Below are 20,093 nucleotides of genomic sequence, written 5' to 3'. Positions count from 1 at the left end.
GTCCTTTTTGGAGTTAGCCTCCGAGCCAGGCTGCTCATCGGGGAGGAGAATGTCATTTGAAAACGTTGGTCATTGCCGAAAAGCCGGATATGGGACGGAATATCGCTGCGGTCATCGAGCCGCGGGCCAAGAACAACCGTACATATCTTGAAGGTGAGCAATACATCATAACTTGGGCTATCGGACATCTGGTTGGGCTGGCGGAGCCGGATGCATATGATCCGAAGTACAAACGCTGGAATTTACGGGACCTGCCTATCATTCCGGAGCAATTCAAAATCATCCCGAATCCGAAAACCAAGGATCAGCTGAAGGTCATTGGAGAGGTAGCCAAGCGCTGCAGCCATATCGTGAATGCCTGCGATGCGGGACGAGAAGGACAATATATTTTCGCACTAATCCAACAACAATTAAAACTGAAACAGCCTGTAAAAAGACTATGGATCTCGGATTTAACGCCGGAAAGCATTGGCCGCGGCTTTGCGGAGCTCAAGGACGGCGTTGAATTCGAGAATTTAACGCAAGCTGCGCGCGCACGCAGCGAAGCCGATTGGTTGATCGGCATGAATGCGTCGCGCGCCTTTACGACCCGCCATCAGACGTTGCTGTCGGTTGGCCGGGTGCAGACGCCGGTGCTGGCACTGATCTATGACCGGCAGAAGGAGATCGAAGCCTTCGAATCGCAAACGTTCTACGACGTGAAAGCTTTGTTCAAGCAGGATCAGCTGGAGTATACGGGAACCTGGCAGGGAGAGCGGCTGACCTCGCAGGAGAAAGCAGAGACGATTGCAGCCAAGGTCCATGGAAAGAACGGCACCATCACTAAATATGAAGTGAAGGAAACGAAAGAATACCCGTTCAAATTGTATGATTTGACCCTGCTTCAGCGTGAAGCCAATGCCAAGTACGGTTACTCTGCCAAAAAAACGCTGGATCTTGCGCAAGCGTTATATGAACGCCACAAGGTGATTTCCTATCCGCGTACGAACTCCAACTATGTGAATGAACAGAATATCGAAGGCATGCACAAGGCCCTTCATATGCTCAAATCGACCTCGTATGCATCAATGGCCGCAGGAGCGGATCCGAACCGGGTGCACGTCAACAACAAAGCGGTATGCAATCCGCAGCGGGTTGAGGATCACCATGCCATTCTGCCGACATTAAAGCGGCCGGGCACGCTCAGCAAGGAAGAGCAGCATATCTACGATCTGGTCATCACCCGGTTTCTGTCGCATTTTTATCCTCCGGCCATGTACAAGCAGCATACGGTGCTCACCGAGGTCGAGGGGGAAACATTCAAGACGGGAATCAAGGAGCTTTTGTCGCTTGGATGGAAGGTGTTGATTGCCCAGGATACGGAGAAGAAGAAATCCAAATCTTCCAAGAAGGGGAAAGAGGACGAGGAAGAGGAGAATCAGGAATGGAACGACCGTTCCTTTGACCTTACGCCCGACAAGCCGGTGCAATGCAAAAAATCCGAAGTGAAGGAAAAGGCTACCCAGCCGCCAAAAAGTTATACGGAAGGCACGCTGCTGAAGGCTATGGAAAGCGCCGGTAAGTCCATTGAGGATGAAGCGCTTCGGGATGCGATGAAGGATAGCGGTCTCGGAACGCCGGCAACCCGGGCAGCCACCATCGAGCGGTTGAAAAAGGTCGGATATATTACGATGCAGGGCAAAAAAATCACCGTAACGCAAAAAGGAAGAACGGCGGTGGAGCTGATCCGGCATGCCGGCGTCGAATTGCTGGCTTCGCCCGAGATGACAGGCCAATGGGAGCGGCGCCTCCACCAGATCTCCAAAGGCGAAGCTTCTGCTGACGTATTCATGCAAAACGTGCAAAAGTTCACCGTTTCGATCATAAACAAGGTTTCCTCGCAGCGTCCGGCGCCTTCGTCGCTTTTCGGCGGAGATGAGGACAAGTCCAAAGGAAGAGGGAAGCGAAGCGCGTCTAAAGCGGCCCCAGCCTCGAAAGCGAAGAATGAGCGCACGAGCAAGCCCACTCCGAAATCAGCGCCTGCCGCTTCAAATGAAGCGCCGTCCGTACGATCTCCCTTGGGGCGCTGCCCAAGACCCGGATGTGACGGGCATATTATTGAAGGACGCAAAGGTTACGGCTGCGCGAATTTCAAAACCGGCTGCAGCTATGTCATCTGGAAGGAATTTGCCGGAAAACAAATTTCTCATGCGATGCTGAAATCCTTGCTGCTTCAGGGAAAGACCCAAGTGTTATCCTTTAAGAACGAGGACGGCAGCACGTATAAGGGCAGGCTTGTCCTTGCTGCGGGCGGTAACGGGCAGCTGGCCGTTCAGGCCGTGGACTCCAGTGCGGCCGTAAAATCGTAGAACGTCGAGGGTTAAGCCAAAATAACGAGCCGATCCGGGATATTACTCCAGGATCGGCTCGTTGTCCGTTCGATTAAGTTAAATGCTCTTCAATGACTTCCGGCACTTCAGTCAACGCCGAAACGGTATAGAGCACATTATGCGGCTCTTGCTTCAGCTCGACCAGATTATACTGCCACTCGCGCTGCTGCTTGATGTAGATGCTGTTAATGCCTGCCGTCAATGCCGGAACGACATCCGTGCGGAGCGAGTTGCCGATCATCCACGTGTTCGAGCGGACGAACGACCCCATGCCGAGAATCTCCTCAAGCGCCGTGATGTTTTTATGCTGGCGGATATAAATCCGGTCTTTAAAATAGTCCGCCAGCTTCATCTGTTCGATTTTTCGCTTCTGTATTCTCGTTTCGCCCCCGGTATAGAGGTGAAGGCAGTGGCCATCCTCTCGAAGCTTCTCCAGCGTTTCGACCATGCCGGGGTAGGCTTCAATCTCCTGCTCGTATACGCTGAGCCCCAACTGGTAGAGAAGCTCCTCTTCCTTAGGCGAGGTATCTCTCCCGTGAATTCGGCCGAAAAAATGGTATGTATCGATTAGGGACTGGGGGAAGTTCGCGCTCGCGAATCCCATCTTGTCGATGCCGGCTACGTCGATTTCCATTTGCTTGGCTCGGATTTCTTGGGTGGTTACTCCATAAGGCTGAAACCATTCGGTCATCCATTCGAAATAATCGCCGAGAATCAGGTCGAAATACTTGTTGCAATGTATTAATGTATCATCCATGTCGAAGATAATATGCTGAGATGTTTTACTCATGGTACGCTCCTTCATACTAGGAAAGTCGAATGTAAGTCTCCAGGAACATTTGCAGCTCGGCTGCACCATCCGGCCGCAGGCTGAATCTTTCGTTATTTTCGGATTTCAGATGGGAGCGCAGCAGGCCCGCCGCCCTCAAGATCATCAGGTGGTGCATCAATTGCTCGTAGGGCTGTCCCAATTCGGACGCCATTTCGGACACGGCCTTCGGCTCATCCGCAATATATCTCAGCAGACGCAGACGTTCCGGATCCGCGAGAGCCTCGGTCATGCGCAGGAGAACGACGGGCGGCTCATCCTCGTCTTCTTCCGGTATATCAATAGGGTACTGCAGCAGGAGTACATTATCATAGAAGCAATAGGTATTGATCGGACGAAAATGCGTACCCGGGAACAAGACCACGTTTTCTTGCGGCACGTTATCCAGAATGACTCCGCTGGAAGCATATTCGATCAGATTTTCGTCGTCCATTTTCGGAAGCAGCATTCGTTTCTCTTCGGCATCTTCCTCCAGAAGATGGTACAGCTCAGGCTCCACTTCGGAAAAGTAGTGCTCATACCAGAGCTTCATCAACGGTGTGTAGTTTTCTCGAATTCTGGACGTTTCATCCCGCGTGAGGGACGGCAAGTGAGGCTGAAGCAGGCCATGAAGCTCTTCCACCGGGGAAGATTCGATCCAGCCCAGAAAATCAGGGATTTCAAGGTGCTCTCCTCGAAGCATGATCAGGGCGTATAAGACATCGTAATCCGCGAGCGGCCATGAGCGGGCTCCACTGAACTGGACACGTACATGCTGCGGCAAACGCTCATCCATCTCCGTTATCAGCTGTTTTCCAATATCCAGGTTATCGGTCCATTTCCTTGTTGCATATATCATGAAGCTGCCCAGCAGCTCATAAACCATGGATACATCGATACTAACTTTATATTTCATGAACGGATACCCTCCCAATTGATGGCATTGTTATTATTATGGCTTGTATCGATTGGGCTTGTCCACTATAATGTTCATTTGGCTGTTTAAATTCATCGTTTTTTCATATTAGAGGAGGACTATATTTCAGTGACAGAAGCTGTTACCCCCCGTCAAGGGAGAACTCATTATTTTATTTTAATTGCCGTCGTGGTTGCGGCTGGTTTAAGCCAGGGACTGCTATTGCCGGTGCTGGCTATTTTTTTGGAACGGATGGGCATCTCATCCTCCATGAACGGATTGAACGCGGCTGCTTTATATGTAGGCTCATTTGCCATGACGCTGGTTGCGGAACGGCTTCTCGGCTGGGTCGGTTTCAAAAAACTGATCGTATCGGGTCTCGTGCTGGTGATGCTGTCGCTGGTCGCTTTCCCGTTGATTCCGAGCGTAGCCGTCTGGTTTGTGCTGCGGGTGCTTGTGGGCATCGGCGATAGCGCGCTGCATTATGCCGCCCAGCTGTGGGTGCTGATGATGTCAACCGTGAAGAACCGGGGGCGGAGCATTTCCTTTTACGGCATGTCCTACGGTCTGGGATTTAGTATAGGGCCGCTCGGCATTCCTCTTCTGAAATACGGCGAAGCGGTACCGTTTCTGATTCTGGCTGTGCTGTTCTTGTTCATTCTGCTGGTCGTTCTGTTCAAACTTCCGAATTTGAAGCCGGAAAAAAGCGAGCAAGGAGAGCAGCAGCCGGCCGGCCGCTATCTCAAGAGCTACCGGCTGGCCTGGTTTGCCTTGATTCCTGCATTTTTATACGGATACATGGAAGCGGGGATTAACAGCAATTTCCCGGTCTATGGGTTAAGAAGCGGGTTCACTTTAGGCGAAATTTCGACATTGCTGCCCTTTGTCGGCATCGGCGGACTCCTGCTGCAGCTTCCCCTCGGCATCTGGAGCGATAAATTCGGACGCAAGCGGGTGCTGACGATCGCGGGGATCGTGGGAGGCTGCAGTTTCCTGCTGATTCCGGTAGCCGGAACGAATTTCTGGGCAACCTTACTATTACTGACGGTGGCCGGCGGCTTGGTCGGTTCTTTCTTCTCCCTCGGTCTGGCTTATGCCGCGGACATCCTTCCCAGGGTGCTGCTGCCGGCGGCCAACGTCGTGGCTTCCTTCCATTTCAATGCCGGCAGTATCGCAGGGCCGAATGCGGGCGGCGCTATCATGGAAACCGGGTGGAACGGGGGAATCTTCGTTTTGCTCGGCGGCTTGTATATTGTGTTTGCGTGCACGGGTTTATGGTTCAAAGGCAACAGCGTTTCATCCGATAAATAGAAACATGCGTTCTCATGGCAATTGCTTTCGCTTTCTTCTAAACTAGAGAGTAGGAATATGCACTTGACGGGAGAGACGATAACATGATTAAAGTGGATCGGCTGAAGAAAACGATGGGTCCTGAACGTACACCGGTGTTAAAGGATATCACATTTCAGATGGAACACGGGGAAATGATCGGTCTGATCGGTGCGAGCGGAAGCGGAAAAAGTTTGCTGATGAGCTGTCTGTCGATGCAGCAAAAATGGGACGGCGGCAAGCTGACGATTGACGGCGAAGATATGATGAATCCCGCCGGAAAACGAAGAATTCGACGGGAATGGGCTTATCTCGAGCAGAATCCTTCCCTAAACGTAAATCGAACGGCGCTTAAGAATGTATTGATCGGGCAATCCAGCCAAACGCCGCTGTGGCGGATGGTTACCGGGATGGTCCGGTCTGATGATTATATGGGAGCCATGGATACGATCGAGCACCTGGGTTTGCTGGACAAGGCAAAACGCAAGGCCGGCGAGCTGAGCGGCGGCGAGAAGCAGCGGATTGCCATTGCCCGGGCGCTCGTTCACGGTGCTAAGGTGATTTTGGCGGACGAGCCTGTCACGGGACTCGATCCGGCCTCTGCCGAGCATGTTTTGAAGACGCTAAAAACCTTGTGCGAGGAAGAGCGTCTGACGGTATTTACCGTCATCCCGCTTGAGCTTGCGGAGAAATACTGCACCCGAATCATGGGGCTGTCGGGCGGCCAGCTGGTAGTGGATGTGACCGGAAGACGTTTAACCCATGGCGAGAAGTCAAGACTGTAATTATTGATCACTTGACGCAAGGCGAAAGCATAGAAATGAGTTGATACTTATTGAAATATAGAGTGATGCAAGCCCTCTTGGCCGGCTTGTTACTATTTATCATAAGCGGCTGTACCTTTATCCAGGATCCGGTGTCTTTAATGAAGCGACCGGATCTGCCGACGGACAAAGCGACGCTGAACGGCGCCATCCAGTCCGCGCTCCAGAAGATCAAACTGGACAACGGCGCTATCATTCGGCCGCGAAGCGACGTCGACAGCAGTTCGATCCGAATTCATGACCTGGACAATGACGGCGTTATGGAAGCCGTCGTTTTCTATCAGACGCCGGATGAAGAGGTGAAAATCCACGGCATGATCATGCAGCAGCAGGGTGATACCTGGGTGAAGAGCCTCGATTTCGACGGAGAAGGGACGGTTTTGGAGTCATTTGATTTCGTTGATTTTACGAACGACGGCAAGGTTGACATCGTAGCCGGTTTCTCCCGCGGAGAAGAGAATCTTCAGAACCTGCTGGCCGTGTATTCATTCTCCGGGGATTCGCTCGAAAAAATCCCGGCTTTGCCGTATACGCACTTCAATATCGGAGACATGAACGGCGACAAGGTCAAGGATATTACGGTGGTATACCTCCAGCAGAAAGAGCTCTCGTATATCAGCACCTATCAATACGACAAATTCGAGGATGCTTTCGTTGAGCTGAACAAACTGGATTTGGGACCAAATATCGAAAGTTATTACAATGTTGTCGCAGGTAAAGTGGCCAAAAACAAAGAAGGTATCATCTTGGATGCTTCGGTCGTGTCCAACTCTTCCTATTCCAAGCTCATTATCATGGAGGACAACAAGTTTATTGACGTGCTCCAGGATGAACTGCTTACTTACAAGGAACTGCCGGTTGAGAGCGAGGACGTGAACGATGACGGTATTTTAGAGTTTGGTGTGCTTACTAGGCCAAGCGGCTGGGAAGATCGGCTTATCCTGGACGAAATCCCGTTCTTCACCACGTACTTCCAGTGGGACGGAGAGGTGCGGGAGAGCAACGAAGTAGAAGGGCTTCAATTCGTGCTCCAAAGATACTACGATATGAATAATCGCTTCTATCTGGATTTTCCGCCGGATATGTACAATAAAATTACCATTACGCCGGAATCCAACAAAAATGCTTATTTGAATTTTGTCATGACCGACACGGGAGAGTCCGTCGCGGAAATCAAGTTTTTCTCCACAGCCCAGTGGGGGAAAGCCGAATCCGATTGGGAGATCTTGGTGAAGGAGAAAAACCGCGTCATCGCTTATCGAAGCCATGGCGATCTGAAATTGAGTAAAAAAGATAAAAAGCCAAGCAGCAACAATGTGGCTCCTATCGAAAGAAAGGGGAACTAGACCTTGAGTAAAGTGCTCATATTAGAAGATGAAGAATCCATTCGCAGTTTTATCGTAATTAATCTGAAACGGAACGGCTTTGAGGTGCTGGAGACCGAGAACGGCAATGAGGCCCTTCGCTTGCTGCAAACGACGCCAGACATCGATATCGCCTTGCTCGACGTCATGGTTCCGGGAATCGACGGCTTTGAAGTATGCCGCAGAATCCGGGAAACGAACGAGCGGATCGGCATTATTTTCCTGACGGCAAAAGTTCAGGAGCAGGACAAAGTGTATGCCCTATCCGTCGGAGCGGATGACCACGTAAGCAAACCGTTCAGCCCGACGGAACTGATCGCCCGGCTGCAATCCCTTCTGCGCAGGGTGAACGTTCAGCGTGCGGGTGCCGCCAAGGTATCCTTCCAATCGGGTCCGTTCACGCTGGATCTGATTTCCAAGCAATTCAAGAAGAACGGGCAGCCGGTGGAGCTGACGCCTACGGAGTTCTCGCTGGTGCAGTTCTTCCTGGAAAAAGAAAACACGCCGCTTAGCCGTGATGTGCTGCTTGATCACGTATGGGGCAAAGAATATATGGGCGATCCCAAAATCGTGGACGTGAACATTCGGAGACTTCGCCAAAAAATCGAAGGCAATCCTTCCGAGCCGGAATACCTCCAGACGGTATGGGGACACGGCTATAAATGGAAGGGTCAGGGACAATGATCATCAAAAAAGGCATTCGGCGGCAAATCGTGCTGCACTACTTCCTGGTAGTGTTCATCGCCTTGCTGCTGATTGAGGTTATTTTTCTAATCGCATTACGATCGTATTATTACGATACGGTGTACAACCATATGGTGAACCATATCCGTACCGCCAACGATTTCTATCAGCCCTTTCGACTGACCTCGTCGGACAACGTCAATCAGCTGAGCGAAATGGTTCGCCATTTTGAACTGTATAATACGGAGCTTCAAATTTTGAACCCGGCTGGGCAAGTACTCTCAACTTCGACCGGCTTCGAAATAGAGCAGACCATCAAGACCAGCGATGTCACCCAAGCGCTTGCAGGCAATACGAGCCGTTGGATCGGCAAACAGCAAGGCACGGGCCAGATCGTGATGGCGGTGTCCCAGTCGGTTTCGAACGGTTTTGAAAATACGTATATTCTCCGTTACGTGACTTCGCTGGAATACGTAAACGACAAGCTGATGAAAATGACGCTGTTTGCCGTCAGCATCGGGGCGGCCGTTCTGGCGATCGTGCTTGCTTTCAGCATCGGGCTGGCCAATTCCATCGTAAAGCCGCTCAACAACATTACCACGGTGTCCGCTCAGATGGCCAAAGGCAAGTTCAACGTGCGGATCAAGGGCGACTACAAATACGAGCTTGGCGAGCTTTCGTCGACCTTGAACTACATGGCGCAGGAGATTGTGCGAAGCAATCAGGTGAAGGATGACTTTATCTCCTCGATTTCGCATGAGCTGCGAACGCCGCTCACAAGCATCAAGGGCTGGAGCGAAACGCTTGACTCCGGCGGCTACGATCCGGAAGAAACGAAAATCGGAATGCAGATCATCTCCAAGGAAACCGACCGGTTAATCGGCCTTGTCGAAGAGCTTCTGGATTTCTCCAAGCTCCAGCAGAATGAGATGAAGCTGGTGAAGGGCATCGTGAATTTACGGGAGCTGCTGCAAGAGATCATGCTCAATCTGTGGACGAAAGCCGAGAAGAAGGGCGTTCAGATCAAACTGGAGTCCGACGAGAAGCCGATTATCTATGGGGACGTCAACCGCTTGAAGCAGGTATTCCTGAATATCGTGGACAACGCGGTTAAATTCTCGCATGAGAACGGGGTAATCAACCTGTCCTTCGCGATGGAAGAGAAGTTTGTTATCGTTACCGTACAAGATCACGGGATCGGCATCTCGGACGAGCATCTTCGGCGGGTAAAGGATCGGTTCTTCCAGGTGAATCCACTTAACGGGGGAACGGGACTGGGATTAGCGATCACGCAGCAGCTCGTTGAGCTTCACGGGGGCACGATGGAAATGGAAAGCGAGCTCGGGCACGGAACAGCCGTGATCGTCAAGCTGCCGCTGCCTGAGGGGAAAATACCGATGGCCGGCGGGTTGGAGAACGGTGAGGATGACGCAGACGGGCCGATGGCCTAAGCTTTGCCGGTAATCCGGCAAAGCTTTTCTCAACTTTACACCCGCAAAGTATTTGGACTAAGGATCGAAGCATAGTCTCCACTTTGTGGGGGATTGTTTTGGGGTCCCCGCAAAGTAATTGGAATATGCATCGGAGCACAGGCTCCACTTTGTGGGGTTATGTTATAGAGGAGGGGAGTACAGGAGTGGAATCCGCAGCAATGTTTTCAACGGAGCAGGGGCGGTTTGAACTACGAAGGGCAGAAGCCGTGCACGCAGGAGAGATGCTGGCGCTTCTAACGGAGGCGGCCGAGGTGATGGAGCAGCAAGGGCGCAAGCAGTGGAGTCCCTCGCTTTTTTCCCTGGACCTAATGACACAGTACCTGGAAGAGCGTGAAGTATTCATCCTGTGGCATGAAGATAAGGCGGCCGGCATGTTTACGCTGCAGTACGGGGACCCTGACTACTGGGGAAAGCGGGACGATCCGTCCTACGGTTACTTGCATCGTCTGACCGTACGCTTCGCTTATCGGGGGCTGGGTCTTGGGAACAAAATGATTTCCTTTGCGGAATCGTATTTGGTTTCCAAAGGGAAACGGGGCTTCCGATTGGATTGCGTATCCCATTTGCCTACGCTGAATCGATTTTACCAGCGTCAGGGATTTCAATTCGTGGCCGAGCAGGATATGGGCGGTCGCATCGTGAATTTATATGAAAAGAATTTTGTTTCTTGATCTTAAAGTTTCGAACCTCCGTCGCATGCGCTTAGACAAAGTCAGCAGGGCACGATACATGAGAAAAAGCGATCCGCTACGGATCGCTTTTTTGTGTTAATGGCCTGAAAGAAATTCTCGGGGCTCTATTCTGTTCATGACATTCGTTCAGGATGAAGAGACATTTGCACGCAAGCGTCCTTTTTCGTATACATCCTGAAGGAGCCGGGCCGGCTGGGTACGAACCGTTGGTTTCGGAAGCACCGTCTCGTATGGTCCTACGACCACGACATTGCCGGGAGCCCCTTTCACAACGGCTCCGTCCTTGATCACTGCACCTTCCCCGATGATGGCGTGCTCGATATGGACGCCTTTGCCGATTTTGGCATTCGGCATGACCACGCTATCCTTCACGATGGAGTATTTGCCGATTTCTGATCCGCAGAAGATGACGGAGCTTTTGGCTTTTCCTTCGAAGGTGCATTGGTCATGAATCAGGCAGTCCGTATGCTCCACATTTCGGGTACGTGCTGCCGACAGCTTGGTTTTCCAAGCACGCGTATACATAGGCCAGTCGGCTCTCTCAAGGACGAGCTCATTTTGGCTAAGCACATCCATATGGGCTTCCCAGAGGCTTTCTACGGTGCCGACATCGCGCCAGTAGCCCTGGAAGCGGAATGCTAGCAGCGACTCTTCTCCGGACAGCATCTTAGGGATGACATCCTTTCCGAAATCATGGCTGGAGTTCGGGTCAGACGCATCTTCGATCAGGTGCTGCTTCAGATAGTCCCAACGGAACAAATAAATGCCCATGGAGGCAAGATTGCTTTGCGGTTCTGCCGGTTTTTCGGCAAATTCAATGATATTGAGATTATCGTCAACGCTCATGACGCCAAATCGGCTGGCGTCTTCCCATGGTACTTCCATCACGGAGATCGTGGCAGGAGCCCCTTGCTTCATATGGGCTTCAAGCATTTCCCGGTAATCCATCTGGTAAATATGGTCCCCGGACAAGATGAGCACATGCTCTGGATTTTGATCATCGATGTATTGAATGTTTTTATAAATGGCATCTGCCGTTCCCAAGTACCCGTCTTGGTGTGTGCTGTTGGATGGAAGAAGGGCAATGCCTTCACGTCCTGTATGTGTTAATCCCCAGGGTTCGCCTTCGCCGATATGTTCGTGTAATGATTCTGCCTCATATTGCGTAAGCACTCCAACCGTATCGATTCCGGAGTTTACACAATTGCTGAGAGGAAAATCGATTATACGATAATGTCCGCCAAACGGAACGGCGGGTTTTGCCAGCCTGGACGTAAGGGGAGCCAATCGTTTACCTTCTCCACCCGCCAGAAGCATAGCAATACAGTCTTTTTTCTTCATCACGTTTCCCTCCCAATGTATTTTCACGTTGTTCATTACATAAACGACATTCCCGGGGTTTGAAACGATTATATTGAAAAAGTAATTTGAAAATTACAAAATTATTTTTCAGGGACATTTTTTATTTTCAACCTGGTTAGAATGGGGTAATAGCATTAATAATATTGGATTTTTAAGAAAAAGCAGGTGACGACGATTGAACCAAGCAGTTAGGGAAGGAAACATGACTCCGGAACAAGTGTATTTATTTCATGAGGGTACCTGGTTTCACAGTTACCAATGTATGGGTGCACACCTTGCCACAGAAGAAGGAGAAAGAGGCGTGCGTTTTACGGTGTGGGCTCCGAATGCCAGGCAGGTAGGACTTGCCGGAGACTGGAACGGCTGGGATGGTTCCCAAGACCCGTTATATAGGATGCCCGATTCGGGAATTTGGAGTCGGTTTTTCCCTGGGATGGAGACTGGAACTTTTTACAAATATCAGATCACGGGGCCCTTCGGAGAAACGTTCCTAAAGGCCGATCCTTATGCATTTCATGCCGAAGTACGACCTGCGACGGCATCGGTGGTGACCGACCTCTCAGGATATCGCTGGAATGATGCCGCATGGAGAAGGAAGAACAAATCCCCATATGCCAAGCCGGTGAACATTTATGAAATGCACTTCGGGACCTGGCGGCAAAAAGAGGACGGTTCGTTCTTTACATATCGGGAATTGGCCGATCAGCTGATTCCTTATTTGCAGGAAATGAGTTATACCCACGTAGAATTTATGCCCTTGGCGGAGCATCCCTACGATCTTTCGTGGGGCTATCAGGGCACCGGATTTTATGCGCTGACGAGCAGATACGGAACTCCCCATGATTTCATGTTTCTCGTCGACCAGCTGCACCAAGCCGGCATCGGCGTGCTGCTCGACTGGGTGCCCGCACATTTTGCCAAGGATGCCCACGGGCTTCGGCAGTTTGACGGGGCGCCTCTTTATGAGTATGCAGACCCCCAAAAAGCCGAGAAACCTGGCTGGGGAACATTGTCTTTCGATTATGCCAAGCCGGAGGTAATTTCATTCCTCATCTCCAATGCCTTATTTTGGATGGATATGTATCATATTGATGGTCTTCGCGTTGATGCCGTGACGAGCATGATCCGTCTTGATTTTGAGAAGCGTGAGGGTCAGTACAGCCTTAACGAGCACGGAGGCTTGGAAAACCTTGAAGCGATATCCTTTCTGCAGGAATTGAATAAAGCCGTGTTTCGATATTACCCGAATGCCTTGATGATGGCCGAGGAGTCGAGCGCATGGGCGGGGGTTACGGCACCTGTGCATGAAGGGGGTCTTGGCTTCAATTACAAATGGAATATGGGCTGGATGAACGACACGCTGTCTTATATTGAACAAGAGTTCGATCAGCGGCCTACCCATCATAATTTACTGACATTTCCCATTTGTTATGCCTATTCGGAGAATTTTACATTGCCGCTTTCACACGATGAAGTCGTCCATGGAAAGAAATCGTTGCTTAATAAAATGCCGGGAAGCTACGAACAAAAGTTTGCGGGTCTGCGGATTTTGCTTGGATACCAGATCACCCAGCCCGGGAAGAATCTGCTGTTCATGGGGGGAGAGTTCGGCCAGTTTATCGAATGGAAGGATCAGGAACAGCTCGACTGGCTGCTGCTGGACTATGAAAGCCACCGCAAGCAGTTGGCATATACGGCAGCTCTAAACCGCATGTACGTGGATGAAAAGGCGCTATGGGAGCAGGATCACCGATGGGAAGGCTTCGAATGGCTCAGCGCCGATGATCATGAGCAGAGTGTCGTATCGTATATGAGAATGGGCACCAAGCCCGGCGATACGCTGATCATCGTCATTAATTTTCAGCCAAAGGCATATGACCAATATCGGGTCGGTTTGCCGAGAGCGGGGAAATATGTGGAAATTCTGAATTCCGATCATGCCGATTACGGCGGCTCCGGACTGCTGAACGACGGTGAGATGAAAGCGGAGAAGAAGATCTGGCATGGCCAAACCCACAGCCTGGAGATCAAACTGCCTCCATTAGGCATGGTTGTTTTAAAGAAAAAGCCGCCTCGATCGAGGAAATCGCAAGATCGATCGGACGCGTCGCTGAAGGCGGCAGCGGCAAGAGAGAAAACAGAACAAAAAACGATACGGAGCAAAAGGGGGAAGCAGGATTGAAATTGTTATTTGCAGCTTCGGAATGCGGACCATACATCAAGACAGGCGGACTGGCGGATGTGATCGCTGCTTTGCCTAAATCCCTTCGCGGCATGGGCGAGGATATTCGAGTCGTGCTGCCGAAATATCGCGGCATTCCGGAAGAATACAGAGAGCGAATGGAGCATGTGGGAGAAACCCGGGTGCGGGTAGGCTGGCGCGAGCAATATTGCGGCATCGAGTCCCTGGTGGAAGACGGCGTAACGATCTATTTCGTGGATAACGAGTACTATTTTGGCCGAGACGGCATTTATGGTTACATGGACGATGGCGAACGCTTCTCTTTCTTCAACCGTGCCGTGCTTGAGGTGCTGCCGGTAATCGGATTCCAGCCGGATGTGCTTCACTGTCACGACTGGCATACCGCCATGATTCCGCTGCTTCTTGAAGACGTCTATCGTCATGATCCCTTCTATGCGGGGATTCGAACCGTGTTCACGATCCATAATCTGCTGTATCAGGGCGTATACCCGTACGAGGTGCTGGTTGATCTGCTCGGCATTCACAGCCGGCATTTCACGGCCGAAGGCGTGGAGTATTACGGAAACGTGAATTTCATGAAAGCGGGCATCGTTTACGCAGATCACGTAACGACGGTCAGCCCAACCTATGCCACGGAAATCCAGACGGGTTATTACGGATACGGACTTGACGGACTTCTGTCGGCCCAGGGCTCGAGATTGAGCGGGATTGTGAACGGCATTGATACCAAAAGCTACAATCCGGCGACAGATCCGCATCTCGCCATGAAGTTCCGGAGCGGACTGAACAAAAAAACGCAGAACAAAATCGCCTTACAGGAAGAGCTGAATCTTCCCGTGGCGCCGCATATTCCGTTGATGTCGATGGTAACGCGATTGGTCGATTCGAAAGGACTCGATTTGGTTATCCGCATTCTGGATGAGCTGCTCTACTATGACGAGATTCAGTTCGTTGTCCTGGGAACGGGAGATCCTTCCTATGAGCATTGGTTCAGGGAAGCGGCAAATCGCTATCCCACCAAAATGTCGGCCCAGATCCGGTTCAATGAGCCGTTATCGCGGCGTTTTTATGCCGGCAGCGACCTGTTCCTGATGCCTTCCAAATTTGAACCGTGCGGTATCAGCCAGCTGATCGCCATGCGGTACGGCAGCGTACCCATTGTCCGAGAAACGGGCGGACTGAACGATACGGTTCAGGCATACAACGAGTATACGGGCGAAGGGAACGGATTCTCCTTCAAGGATTACAATGCGCATGACATGATGAACACCATCCGCCGCGCGACCTCCATGTATCGAATGCCCGAGCACTGGCGTAAAGTGAGCAAGAACGCACTGGGCGGGGATTACAGCTGGAACGTTTCGGCAAAGGAATATCAGGAAATCTATCAGCAGATCACCAGCCGATAATAACCATGGCTTTCATGACGCAGGGGTGCCCGGATAGCGAAGGAATAACAAGCTATCCGGGCACCCCTGCGCTGTCTGAATATGATCGAAGCTAATGTTTCAATTCCCGGCATAAAATGCGATACGCGTACGGTTCCAAATCGATATGCATCGTACCGTTTACCGGTTTTACAGGCTCTTGGGTTTCGGCATCGATCCAATCGGTCGTGACGATGGGATGCGATAGGGTACGCTTCGAGTCGCTGTTGTTGATCCAGACGATAAAATGCATGGTTTCGTCGGCACGTTCGTACACGATGCAAGGATCATGAAGATTCGCCTGCAGGAAGCGGAAGCGGCCTTGCCGCAAGGCCTTATGCTCTTTCCGCAGCGCGATCATGCCTTGATAAAATGCATACAGCTCCTGGTTTCGCTTCTTGGGATCCCATTCCATGCATTTGCGGCAATCCGGGTCTCCATCCCCGGTCAAGCCGATTTCATCCCCGTAGAAGATGCACGGCGTGCCCATGAAGGTGAACAGGAATACGACGGTGAGTTTCATGCGCCGGATATCTTCTCCCACGCGGGTAAGCAGCCTGGGCGTATCGTGGCTGCAAAGCAGGTTGAAGACTACTTCGTTCGTCTGCTGCGGATAACGCATCAGGATCGAGCCGATGCGGTTGGCGAAGGTGAGTCCGTCCATGTTGCCGTTGAAAAACTCCAGCACCTTATCGGCAAAAGGGTAATTCATCACGGAATCGAACTGGTCGCCTTGCAGCCAGATCAACGAGTCGGACCAAACCTCGCCTACGATGTATGCCTCGGGGTTGGCCTTCTTGACAACCTGCCTGAAATCCCGCCAGAAATGATGGTCGATTTCATTCGCGACATCCAGACGCCAACCGTCAAGCTTGATCTCCTTAATCCAATACTCGGCGACGCCCAGCAAGTACGCCTTGACTTCGGGATTGGCAGTATTGAATTTCGGCATGTTTCCGAAGAAGCCGAAGGTGTCGTATGTCGGTATGCCGTCCTTGATCTCGCAAGGAAACCGGTTCACATGAAACCACCTGGCATATTTGGACTTCTCGCCATGCTTCAGGACGTCCTGAAAGGGCGGGAACTCCTCGCTGCAGTGATTGAATACCGCATCCAAAATCACACGAATGCCTTTTGCGTGGCAAGTATCCACTACCTTTTTCAACAGTTCGTTATCGCCAAAGTGCGGATCCACCTGCTTATAATCTACCGTGTCGTATTTATGATTGGAGGGGGAGAGGAAGAGGGGGGTAAAATATATGGCGTTAATGCCCAGGTCAACCAGATCATCCAGGTGATCCAGCACGCCCTGCAGGTCACCGCCGAAGAAGTTGTCCACCTCCGGCTTGCCGCCCCAGGCTTCGGTTCCGTCAGGACTGATGGCCGGGTTCCCGTTGGCAAAGCGTTCCGTCATGATTTGGTAGAATACGGCTTCTTTGGCCCATTCCGGTACTTTGAATACATCGACTTCATGTATGTACGGAAATTCAAAGTAGCCTGCCGGCGGATAGGGGTAATCCCATCCGATTCCGCTGTCGACCATATACACCGTTTCGTCTCCCGCATGAATCCGGAATCCGTATGACAACCTTTTGTATTTGGGCCTGACTCCGCATTCCCAGTAATCAAACATGTCGTCAGAGGCGGCCTTTTCCATGGTGATCTCGAAGTACGTACGGTCCCAATCATATTTGTCGCCCGTCATGGCAACAACTGAATCAATGTCGTTCTTCTTGGTTCGAATCCGAAGATGAATGGTGTGTGTATCGTAAGCATAAGCCCATTTATCTCTAGGAACATGATACAGCGCTTCTAACAGCATGGTTACACCTCCTATATGAGTAAAGCTATAGCTAATTAATAACCAGCTGCTGGCTTGCCTGAATCATGCGTGAATGAGACAGGCGGCTTGCAATGTAGATGGACCGAAATCATGCGCTTCTATAAGATGGGAAGGCAGCCGATAGATTATGCATCCGTCCGTAAAGTGTTCCCTTCCTATATTCCATATCTTTAATTCCTATTTTGGATAATTCTAAAGTCCTGTGTTTACATTTTAATGTAGGGAGAGGAGAAGCTTGCGGTTAGGATGAAATATAAACATTAAATTCCATTTATTTTAGGGATAGAATGGATTCAAACCCGCTTGATTATTTTAATAATTAGTTATATTCCACAAACTGAATCATGTGTGACATGATCACTTTAAGGGTATGATGATTTGACCGTTGTATTAAAATAGTGGAATGACATACTACAAGTTGATTTTGCCTGTAAGTTACAAATTGAAAACCCATCAATTTTCATTGCATATTCATGCATCCTGTTTTATAATGACTCAGTTGCTTTTTTTCTAAAGGTTTAATCTATTTGTAACAGTTAGGGGAGAAATGAGACATATGAAACGTAAATTTACAGCGTGGATGACCCTGTTCATGGTGGTCGTGCTGTCTTTCGGCAGCCTCGTCCATGCGGAAGGCGAGAAGAAAACGGTAATTCTCGGAACAAGTGCCGACTATGCGCCATATGAGTTCCATAAAACGATAGATGGCGTGGATACCATCGTCGGATTTGATATCGATATCGCGAAGGAAATCGCCAAGGATCTTGGCGCAGAGCTCATTATCAAGGATACGTCCTTTGATGCGCTCTTGCCAGAGCTGACGAGCGGCCGCGTGGATTTCGTCATATCGGGCATGAATCCGACGGAAGACCGCCGAAAAAGCATTGATTTCTCGGAACCTTATTACGCTGCGGAACAATCGGTCGTAGTCCGCAAGGAAGACGCCTTGAAATTCAACACGCTTGAAAGCCTGGAAGGAGCCCGGATCGGGGTTCAGAAAAGCTCCATTCAGGAATCCATCGCAAAAACGATACCGAATGCCAATGTAGTATCGCTCGATAAAATCCCGGATTTGCTGCTGCAGCTGGAATCCGAGCGCGTGGACGTCGTCCTTGCGGAGTACCCGATCGCAAAGACCAACATGAATGAAGCGACCATGGCCATCACGGATGCCAAGCCGACGGCGGAGAACGACGCATATGCCATCGGGGTCCGCAAAGGAAACGAGGAGCTGCTTGGCAGCATTAATGCTACGCTCGAGCGCTTAAAAGAAAATAACCAGATCCAGAAATTTGTCGACGATGCCAGCGATCTGGCTGCAGGACGAACAGCAGAGAACTTGAATACCTTTGAATTTTTCTGGAAATATCGCGACTATTATGCCAAAGGCATTCAATTTACGTTGCTTATTTCGGCCCTCGGCGTATTTTTCGGATTCATTCTCGGATTGATTATCGCGTTAATGCGGATGTCCGGCGTAAAAATCCTTAAGTTCTTGGCTACCGCATATATTGAAATCATCCGCGGCACGCCGATGCTGGTCCAGCTGTTTATTATCCATTACAGCTTGGCGGCGTTTGATATTAAATTCTCACCGATCCAGTCGGGTATTTTGACGCTCTCCATCAACAGCGCTGCCTATTTGGCAGAAATATTCCGCGCAGGCATTCAGGGCGTGGACCGGGGACAACTGGAGGCCGCACGCTCACTCGGGATGACCAAGGGCAAAGCCATGCGTCATATCATTTTGCCGCAGGCGCTGAAAGGGGTACTCCCTGCGATCGGTAACGAATTCGTTGTCATTATCAAGGAATCGTCCATCGTATCGTTCATCGGGGTATTCGATATTATGTACCAAGCCCAGATTTTGCGCGGTTCAACCTTTGCCCCGCTGAACCCGCTGCTTGTGGCGGCCATGATCTACTTTATACTGACATTCGTTCTTTCGAAGCTTCTGGGTGTCTGGGAAAGGAAGTTGAGTGCAAGTGATAACCGTTAAGGATCTTCATAAATCGTTTGGCAAGCTGGAAATACTGAAGGGCATCAATATCGAGATTGCAAAAGGAGAAGTGGTGGTTGTCATCGGACCGAGCGGCTCCGGTAAAAGCACCTTCTTGCGCTGTCTCAATCTGCTGGAAGTGCCGACCAGCGGCGAAATTTCATTCGAGGGTGAGCTGATCACCGCCAAGAACCACAATATCAATGCCACCCGCGAGAAAATGGGCATGGTGTTTCAGCAGTTTAACCTGTTTCCGCACAAAAAGGTCATCGATAACATTACGCTCGCCCCTATCCAAGTAAAAGGGGTTTCGGCGAAGGAAGCCGAGGCTACAGCAGACGAGCTGCTGAAATCGGTTGGACTGCAGGACAAAAAGGAGTCTTATCCTTCCCAGCTGTCCGGCGGACAGAAGCAGAGAATTGCCATTGCGCGAGCACTCGCCATGCAGCCCCATGTCATGCTGTTTGACGAGCCGACCTCCGCACTCGATCCCGAGATGGTGGGCGAGGTTCTGGAAGTGATGAAGAAGCTTGCCGAAGGCGGAATGACGATGGTCATCGTGACCCATGAGATGGGCTTCGCCCGCGAAGTGGGAGATCGGATCCTGTTCATGGACGGCGGCAAAATCGTGGAGGAAGGCACGCCGGACCAACTGTTCGGCAATCCGACCCATCCCCGTACGCAAGAGTTTTTAAGCAAGGTATTGTAACTTTTTCATCCGGAATGTAACAAATTAAAAACAGCGCCTAGCCTGGTGTTTCAGGCAGCGGCGCTGTTTTT

Annotated in this window: 15 protein-coding genes; 11 read left to right on the top strand and 4 right to left on the bottom strand. The window is 50.8% G+C overall.

Annotated features, from left to right (window positions below):
• Window positions 1-56 precede the first annotated feature (56 nt).
• Entirely contained in the window at window positions 57-2,348 is a 2,292-nt protein-coding gene (locus AC3RCL_RS18340) for a type IA DNA topoisomerase (RefSeq protein WP_492531213.1), read from the top strand.
• A gap of 73 nt (window positions 2,349-2,421) precedes the next feature.
• Here the strand turns inward: AC3RCL_RS18340 and AC3RCL_RS18335 are convergent, their stop codons facing one another.
• Together AC3RCL_RS18335 and AC3RCL_RS18330 are read right to left on the bottom strand one after the other, a co-directional pair.
• Window positions 2,422-3,159 (bottom strand): HAD family hydrolase, encoded by a 738-nt coding sequence (locus AC3RCL_RS18335; protein WP_213577925.1) that lies wholly within the window; start codon window positions 3,157-3,159, stop codon window positions 2,422-2,424.
• A gap of 16 nt (window positions 3,160-3,175) precedes the next feature.
• Entirely contained in the window at window positions 3,176-4,093 is a 918-nt protein-coding gene (locus AC3RCL_RS18330) for an ArsR/SmtB family transcription factor (RefSeq protein WP_015734705.1), read from the bottom strand.
• Window positions 4,094-4,222: 129 nt separating this feature from the next.
• On the opposite strand from AC3RCL_RS18330, the gene AC3RCL_RS18325 reads away from it, so the two are divergent.
• From AC3RCL_RS18325 to AC3RCL_RS18300, 6 genes are all read left to right on the top strand, one after another.
• A complete protein-coding gene (locus AC3RCL_RS18325; protein ID WP_277748629.1) occupies window positions 4,223-5,404 on the top strand; it encodes an MFS transporter in 1,182 nt (393 codons plus the stop codon).
• Window positions 5,405-5,487: 83 nt separating this feature from the next.
• The gene (locus AC3RCL_RS18320; RefSeq protein WP_009589188.1) at window positions 5,488-6,207 is read left to right on the top strand and encodes a phosphonate ABC transporter ATP-binding protein; all 720 of its coding nucleotides are present in this window, start codon (window positions 5,488-5,490) and stop codon (window positions 6,205-6,207) included.
• 140 nt (window positions 6,208-6,347) lie between these two features.
• The gene (locus AC3RCL_RS18315) at window positions 6,348-7,592 is read left to right on the top strand and encodes a hypothetical protein (protein ID WP_139083827.1); all 1,245 of its coding nucleotides are present in this window, start codon (window positions 6,348-6,350) and stop codon (window positions 7,590-7,592) included.
• A 3-nt stretch (window positions 7,593-7,595) separates the two neighbouring features.
• The gene (locus tag AC3RCL_RS18310; protein WP_009589197.1) at window positions 7,596-8,294 is read left to right on the top strand and encodes a response regulator transcription factor; all 699 of its coding nucleotides are present in this window, start codon (window positions 7,596-7,598) and stop codon (window positions 8,292-8,294) included.
• Complete coding sequence (locus AC3RCL_RS18305) at window positions 8,291-9,745, top strand: sensor histidine kinase (RefSeq protein WP_492531208.1); 1,455 nt, start codon at window positions 8,291-8,293, stop codon at window positions 9,743-9,745. Before AC3RCL_RS18310 ends, AC3RCL_RS18305 begins: the two co-directional genes overlap by 4 nt.
• Before the next feature lie 185 nt (window positions 9,746-9,930).
• Window positions 9,931-10,458 (top strand): GNAT family N-acetyltransferase, encoded by a 528-nt coding sequence (locus AC3RCL_RS18300; protein ID WP_277748631.1) that lies wholly within the window; start codon window positions 9,931-9,933, stop codon window positions 10,456-10,458.
• Window positions 10,459-10,605: 147 nt separating this feature from the next.
• On the opposite strand, the gene AC3RCL_RS18295 is transcribed toward AC3RCL_RS18300, so the two are convergent.
• Entirely contained in the window at window positions 10,606-11,820 is a 1,215-nt protein-coding gene (locus AC3RCL_RS18295; protein WP_096773405.1) for a glucose-1-phosphate adenylyltransferase, read from the bottom strand.
• 223 nt (window positions 11,821-12,043) lie between these two features.
• Between AC3RCL_RS18295 and glgB the strand changes: the two genes are divergently transcribed.
• Window positions 12,044-14,023: a 1,4-alpha-glucan branching protein GlgB gene (gene glgB / locus AC3RCL_RS18290; protein ID WP_492536402.1), complete on the top strand. Its 1,980-nt coding sequence runs from the start codon at window positions 12,044-12,046 to the stop codon at window positions 14,021-14,023.
• Window positions 14,020-15,453, top strand: a complete 1,434-nt coding sequence (glgA, locus tag AC3RCL_RS18285) for a glycogen synthase GlgA (protein WP_096773407.1) — start codon at window positions 14,020-14,022, stop codon at window positions 15,451-15,453. Before glgB ends, glgA begins: the two co-directional genes overlap by 4 nt.
• Before the next feature lie 91 nt (window positions 15,454-15,544).
• On the opposite strand, the gene AC3RCL_RS18280 is transcribed toward glgA, so the two are convergent.
• Complete coding sequence (locus AC3RCL_RS18280; RefSeq protein WP_492531205.1) at window positions 15,545-17,293, bottom strand: alpha-glycosidase; 1,749 nt, start codon at window positions 17,291-17,293, stop codon at window positions 15,545-15,547.
• A gap of 577 nt (window positions 17,294-17,870) precedes the next feature.
• On the opposite strand from AC3RCL_RS18280, the gene AC3RCL_RS18275 reads away from it, so the two are divergent.
• Window positions 17,871-19,313 carry an ABC transporter substrate-binding protein/permease gene (locus tag AC3RCL_RS18275; protein WP_036665363.1) on the top strand — a complete coding sequence of 481 codons (1,443 nt, stop codon included), beginning with the start codon at window positions 17,871-17,873 and terminating at the stop codon, window positions 19,311-19,313.
• Window positions 19,300-20,022, top strand: coding sequence for an amino acid ABC transporter ATP-binding protein (locus AC3RCL_RS18270; protein WP_192572328.1), 723 nt, complete (start codon window positions 19,300-19,302; stop codon window positions 20,020-20,022). Before AC3RCL_RS18275 ends, AC3RCL_RS18270 begins: the two co-directional genes overlap by 14 nt.
• The last annotated feature ends 71 nt before the right edge of the window (window positions 20,023-20,093 follow it).

Source organism: Paenibacillus sp. MT86 (assembly GCF_058792535.1).
Note: the sequence above shows the minus strand (reverse complement) of the source record. Positions and strands in the feature narration are given on the sequence as shown.